Origin of the sequence: Prevotella sp. CAG:592, from assembly GCF_000436015.1 — a bacterium.
Taxonomy (GTDB): Bacteria; Bacteroidota; Bacteroidia; order Bacteroidales; family Bacteroidaceae; genus Prevotella; species Prevotella pectinovora.
The window spans coordinates 1-6586 of sequence record NZ_FR892566.1 but is presented as its reverse complement, the minus strand read 5'-3'; the positions used below and the strand labels follow the sequence as shown (position 1 = coordinate 6586).

At 51.1% G+C, this 6586-nt stretch carries 4 protein-coding genes; 3 read left to right on the top strand and 1 reads right to left on the bottom strand.

Annotated features, from left to right (window positions below):
- Positions 1–807: 807 nt before the first annotated feature.
- Genes QVO99_RS05140 through QVO99_RS05130 form a run of 3 tightly spaced genes read left to right on the top strand, consistent with a single transcriptional unit; the run spans position 808 to position 3351 of the window.
- Complete coding sequence (locus QVO99_RS05140) at positions 808–1782, top strand: polyprenyl synthetase family protein (RefSeq protein WP_022316529.1); 975 nt, start codon at positions 808–810, stop codon at positions 1780–1782.
- A 25-nt stretch (positions 1783–1807) separates the two neighbouring features.
- Positions 1808–2551 (top strand): hypothetical protein, encoded by a 744-nt coding sequence (locus QVO99_RS05135; protein WP_022316528.1) that lies wholly within the window; start codon positions 1808–1810, stop codon positions 2549–2551.
- On the top strand, positions 2548–3351 hold the full coding sequence (locus QVO99_RS05130) for a TatD family hydrolase (RefSeq protein ID WP_022316527.1): 804 nt from the start codon (positions 2548–2550) through the stop codon (positions 3349–3351). The genes QVO99_RS05135 and QVO99_RS05130 overlap by 4 nt, the downstream gene beginning before the upstream one ends.
- Before the next feature lie 349 nt (positions 3352–3700).
- Here the strand turns inward: QVO99_RS05130 and QVO99_RS05125 are convergent, their stop codons facing one another.
- Positions 3701–6181, bottom strand: a complete 2481-nt coding sequence (locus tag QVO99_RS05125; protein WP_022316526.1) for a hypothetical protein — start codon at positions 6179–6181, stop codon at positions 3701–3703.
- Positions 6182–6586 lie beyond the last annotated feature (405 nt).

The following is a 6586-nucleotide window of genomic DNA, read 5'->3' as shown; positions in this document are numbered from 1 at the left end:
GGTTTGAGAACGAGAGGGGGCTGAAGTTTTTTGGCAAAAATCATTGATAGAGTAAAAAAGGGAAGGAACTGGTTACTACGGCTAAATGTCATCAGCCCCCACCTAACCTCCCCCGTAGGGGAGGGACTGATACACCAGGACATCGATAGTCCTTCGACATACAGAGTAACCAGCATCTCCCCTACGGGGGAGAACGAGAGGGGGCTGAAGTGATTGACTGATGTGATTGGCTGATGTGATTATCTGGAGTCTTTGACAAAGCAGAGTAACTTGTCCCTTCCCTTGGGGAAGGTTAGGATGGGTTTGAGAACGAGAGGGGGCTAATGTTCATTGGCAAAACCATTGGCTGATGTCGTCTGGAAGCAGCGAGCACCATAGTGCTCCAAATCCGGAAAAATCCCAACCGAATCCAAGACTCATTGGCAAAATAATATCAAAGAAAAAAATCCGTGAAGACCAATCCGTGCAAAGTCCGTGATATCCGTGTTTTTTCTTTGATTTGTCCACGCCGAAGGCTGTGGACACGATGTCAAAGGAGGGAAAGGATTCCAGTGTGAAAGCATATAGTGTCCATCAGCCTTCGGCGATGGCCACAGGTCAAAAAAAACAAAACACAGATAACACCGAGGAACACGGATTAATCTTTCACGGATTATTTTTTGACCTGAAATCTTTGGATTTCTATATGGATTTCAGAGGATTTGCGAGTGCTTGGGGCACTCCCCCATTCAACAAATGAGAGATTTGCAAAACTTGAATAAGTAACATATATATAAATACGATAAACCTAACAAAAAAAACATAATTATGCTGACAGCAACTGAAATACAGGAGAAAGTGAACGCATACATCGCATCACTTCCCTACGAGAGAAAACCAAAGTCGCTCTACGACCCGATAGAATATGTGCTCGCCGCCGGCGGAAAACGCATACGCCCGTCGTTCGTGCTCATGGCATACAACCTCTTCCACGACGATGTGGACAGAATACTGCCCGTGGCTACGGCACTGGAGACCTACCACAACTACACACTGCTACACGACGACCTCATGGACAAGGCGGACATGAGGCGTGGCAGACCCACCGTACACAAGAAATGGGACGACAACACGGCGATCCTCTCCGGCGACACAATGCTCGTATTGGCATACGAACACCTGGCGAAATGCGACACCAAATATCTCAAGCCCGCACTCGACCTCTTCACCGAAACGGCACTGGAGGTGAGCGAAGGACAGCAGTTCGACATGGAATTCGAAACGCGCAACGATGTGGCTGAGGAGGAATACATCGAGATGATACGGCTGAAGACGAGCGTATTGCTGGCTTGCGCACTCAAGATGGGTGCCGTGGTGGCAGGGGCTTCGGATGCCGACGCCAACGCTCTGTATGCCTTCGGAGAGAAGGTGGGACTGGCGTTCCAGCTGCAGGACGACCTGCTCGACGTGTATGGCGACCCGAAGGTGTTCGGAAAGGCTATCGGCGGCGACATCACATCAAACAAGAAGACCTTCATGCTCATCAACGCCTTCAACAGAGCAGATGCCGGGACGCGTGCCGAACTGGAGAGATGGACCACGGCGACGGAATTCGATCCGGCAGAGAAGATTGCTGCCGTGACGGAGATTTACAACAGGCTCGGAATCGACAAGCTCGCCGAACAGAGGATAAAGGAATACTTCGAACAGAGCAGACAGCATCTCGACGAACTCTCGGTGAGCGACGACCGCAAGGCGGTGTTGCGCGAATACACCGAGAGAATGATGAACAGAAAGAAATAACGAAACACCCACAAAAAGAGAGGAAATGCCATACAGAAGACTCCCCAATACCGACAAGTCGAGACTCAGTGCACTGAAGACGCTGCTCGACAACAACGACATATACATGGCCCGCGACAGGTTTCTGGAATGGAAAGACATAAACCAGGCGCGCACCTGCTACGACAAGCTGCTCACGGCAGTGACGCAATACGAGGTGGACAAAAAGGCGCAATGGCGGAGCGGAACGAAAATAGACCAGCTGCAGAAAAAGGCTTACATGTATGAGAGCCACTTCATGCAGGTGTTGCTCATGGCTGTGACAAGAGGGGAGATAAAGCGCTCTAACCTGAAACTCTACGGACTGGAGGAGACCGCCACCATGATTCCCGTGGACAACAGCATAGGGTCGATAACGGAATGGGGACCGAAAATCATCAGCGGAGAGAAAAACCGCGTGAAGAAGGGTGGCAGACCGATTTACAACCCCACGATAGGAATGGTGGAGACCCACTTCGACATCTTCAAGGAGGCTTACGACAAGCAGAAGGCGCTGCAGAAACGCACAAGCGAAATGGAGCAACGGCTCAAGGAGATACGACCCGAAATCGACGAACTGATACTGCGCATCTGGGACCAGATAGAGGCGCACTTCAGCGAGGAGGGAAAACTCGTGATAGACCGAGTGGCCGACTGTGAGCGCTTCGGCATACGCTACTACATGCGCCGCAAGGAGAAACGCAAGATGCAGGAGAAGGAAAAGGAAAACAAACAGGAGAATGAACAATGATTGACACGCATACTCATATCGACGGCGAGGAATTCGCCGAAGACCGCCCGCTGGCCATACAACGGGCACAGGAGGCCGGAGTGGAGAAAATCTTCGTGCCGGCAATCGACCTCAAGAGCATCGGCAGCGTGGTGGACACATGCCGGCAGTTTCCGGGCTACGCCTACCCCATGATAGGTCTCCACCCGGAGGAGGTGAAAGAGGACTGGAAAGACGCAGTAGGCCAGATGCGACGGATTCTCGACGAGCAGAGGCAGAAAGCACCGTCGGCAGACAACCCTCCGTTCATCGCCATCGGCGAGGTGGGACTGGACTTCTATTGGAGCCGCGAATTCGAGAAAGAGCAGCTGGAGGCTTTCGAGGAGCAGGTGAGATGGTCGATAGAGGCCGACCTGCCGCTGATGATACACTGCCGCAAGGCACAGAACGAGATGGTGGGAATATTACGACGCTACGAACGGGAACTGCGCCGCGGAGGAGTGTTCCACTGCTTCACGGGCAACGAGCGGGAGGCAGAACAGCTGCTGTCGTTCGGCAATTTCATCATCGGCATCGGCGGTGTGCTGACATTCAAGAAGAGCCATCTGCCTGAAGTGGTGCCCCACATCCCCCTCGACCGCATCGTGCTCGAGACCGACGCTCCATACATGGCTCCCGTGCCGATGCGCGGGAAGCGCAACGAGAGTGCCTACGTGGCATACGTAAGAGACCGCCTCGCCCTTGCCTACGGCATCTCCCCCGAGGAAATAGACCGCCACACCACGGCAAACGCCATGAGGATGTTCCTGCCGGAAGGATAGAATGCCATAAGGATGTTTCTTAAACCCAAATCGGTCATTAGGGCTTGCTTGTATTTTGGAATTTTAGAAGAGTGGATTTTGTTTGTCTTTTAATGAGTAATAGCGAGCTATTGCGAATTAAAAACAAGCAAAAGACGCCTTATAAAAAACAAAAGACTGCAAGCAGTCATTAAATATTTCTATAAACGTCCTAATGACCGATTGGGGTTAAAGGAAGGATACTATAGAAATCCCCCGACCTGTCCCAGAATGGACAGAATCGGGGGATTTTATTATAGGCAGGTATCAGGTTATGTAAACACAAAAGGATGTAGCTACCTGCCTTGTTTTCTTATCAGCCGAGCAGAGGTTATGGCACTACCACCTTGACTGTCTTCTCTCCGGCCTTCACGATATACACGCCGGGAGCAAGGCTGACGGCATGACGACCAGCCGGAACAGTTGCCACTGTCTTGCCCTGCATGTCGTATACATCAGCTGAGTCATAGTCTGTAGACAATGAGATGCTACCGTGGGCCACTCTGATATCAAGGGCGTTGCTGCCGGTTGAGACACTGCCTACTGCGGTTTCTATGCCATTCACATACACCCGTTCTGAAGTTTCAGATACATAGTTAGTGTAATCCTTGGTCCTCATCGCCGTAACATCATAGGCATAAGTATACTGCGGGTCGAGATCCGTCACGTTGAAACCGCTTCCTTTCGGATACATCACCGAATACGGAGCTATGAGAGTCTCGCCCTTGCGCACATTCTGGCGGATGGTTACCTCATCGATGAAGAAAGGTTGGCCATACATGCTCATGAATGCCAGGATGACGTTCTCACGCAGGTTCTTGTTGTCGGTAGCGTCGAAGTGGATTGTGGCAGATGTCATTCCCGTGCCATTCAGCGTGAGCGGCATGATGCGATGGTCGGTGGCTACATTGTCGGTGTAGTCTTTCAGGAGCATCACGAAGAGAGTGTCGCTGGCAAACGTGTTGTATGCCTTCACGTCTACATCAAACGCTCCGCCGTCGCAGGTGAGGTCGAGGTGCGGCGATGTAACGAGTCCAGCCAGACCCATCCACACGTTGGTCTGCTGTGCTCCTGCCATTCCATCAGCCAGATAAGGCAGCTGCAGGAGCCATTCGGTAGTGGTGTATCCGTTTTCAGCCAGATTGAACACATATGTGTATGGGTTATAAGGATTGTCAGTGGTGCCCTGGTCAATCTTGTTGAAGTCCTCGCTCAGCACCACCACATTCTGCATATCCTCTTTGGGCTGCAGCACCTTCATGATGTTGAGCTTGTATCTGTCGGCATTGTTCAGCTCCGTCCAGTTTGCCGTGAACGAGGTTTCGGTGACATTCGTTGCCTCCTTTGCCTCCACCTTCACTCCGAGAATGCCGTCGACCCACATGTCTGGCGATGGCTTCGACACCACGCTTCCGTTCTTGGCTCTCACATTGTAGAAATATTCATAGTTGGGGTCGATGTCCATGGTGTAGCAGGTGTCGGTCAGTTCCTTGTCGAGCTGGGTCACCGGCACTCGCTGTGTGGCATAGTCTATCTTCACATCGTCGATGGCGAAGTCGACGGAGTTTTTCTGTATGAAGAAGAACTTCACCCTTGTCATTCCTTCTCCTATCTGTTCTGATGTGAACGAGTATTGTCCGCCTTCGGCCTGCATATAGTAGTTTGGCATATTGGCGATAGGTATCCATCCGTCTTTCTCGTTGTATACGGCTACCTGCACCAATGAGTAGGTATAGTCGGTTTCATTCTCCATATTACTCGGTTTCACCCAGAACGAGAGTGATGTTATCGGGGCCGGTGTCTCGGGCGAAATGATTTCGTCGCCTACGGCATCCAGACAGAGCGACAATGGGGCCGAACTGTAGTTGCCCTCGGATGTGTATACATCCTGTGAGCCTTGTGCCGACAGATTGATAGTCCATCCCTCCGGATAGCCGGGGTTGTCCTGGTTTATGGTCTTGCCGTCGGCGTTGATGTTGATACCGTCGAAATTCTCCGACAGAGAGCCTGGCTCCACACTGTGTTCCGGCATCTCCTTGCGGTATACGTTGAGGAGATACGAACTCGCCGTCGTAGTGGGGCTCCAGCGGGCTGTAAACGAGGTGGAAGAGTTGTTTACTGGTTGCAGCACCTGTGGCGCCGGTATCTTGTTGGCCTTGCGCGTCACCACGATATCGTCGAGCAGGAGGTCTACCTCCTCGGCAGAAAACTGAAATATATTGTTGGGATTGAATGTGGCCTGGTCAGTGGCGAAGGTGAATTCCTGCCACTGGTCGGAAATGTCAAAATCACGGTCGTCAACGGGACCTTCGTAGTTGTCGCACAGTGCCACACGGATGACGCCCTCGTCGCCGGCTTTCAGACATCTGGCGCGGAACTTCAGCACTACGTCTCCGCTGAGTTCCATCTCCGGTGTGCTTATGAATCCTCCTGCAAGACCACCGTATTCAGACTCATACATGCGTAGCGCACATGCCTGTCCTGCCTGGTATACCTCATTGCCGGTCCAGCCCTTCGTTCCCATGAGGTCTGCCGGCAGAACATAGTTCACGCTGCCTCCTCCGAGCATCTTGGTGTCGGGTTCGGCGTTGGTACCTGCTGTCCATTTGTCGAAATGCTGGTCTACAACTGTCTTGGTGGGAATCTCGTCGTCTGCACGGTTGGGCAGACTGTGGCATTCTGATGTTCTCGGCATTGCTTTCATTGCCGCTCGGGCAAACTTGCCCATCGGTGTTTTCTGGGCGTAGGAAACTGACGGCAGAAGCATGAGAGAACACAACGTCGCCGAAATAATCATGTGGATATTCTTCATAGATAAATTGTTTTATTTAAGGCAGCACTGCAAATAAATATGTCGTTAATCTCTAATCGGTGTCTAAGCATCAGCCTGCCACAATGCTGCCACAAAGCAGGCGACATTTTCAAAACCGTTCCAAAAATAGTAAAATTATTCCATCTTGCAAATTATTATAGACAAATTCTTCCTTTATGTCATCAAAATACCGACTTTTGCAAAATAGAGGTTTCAGATGCGACTTTAACCCCAATCGGTCGTTAGGGCTTGCTTGGATTTTGCTCTTTTATAAGGCGTCATTTGTCTGCCTTTAATTCTCAATAGCAGCGAAGACTTTTGTATCCGTCAGGGTATTGTGGTTACTGATTATCTTTATTAATCAGATTTACCACCACTTTCACCATCACATCTTTCTCTTCGGTG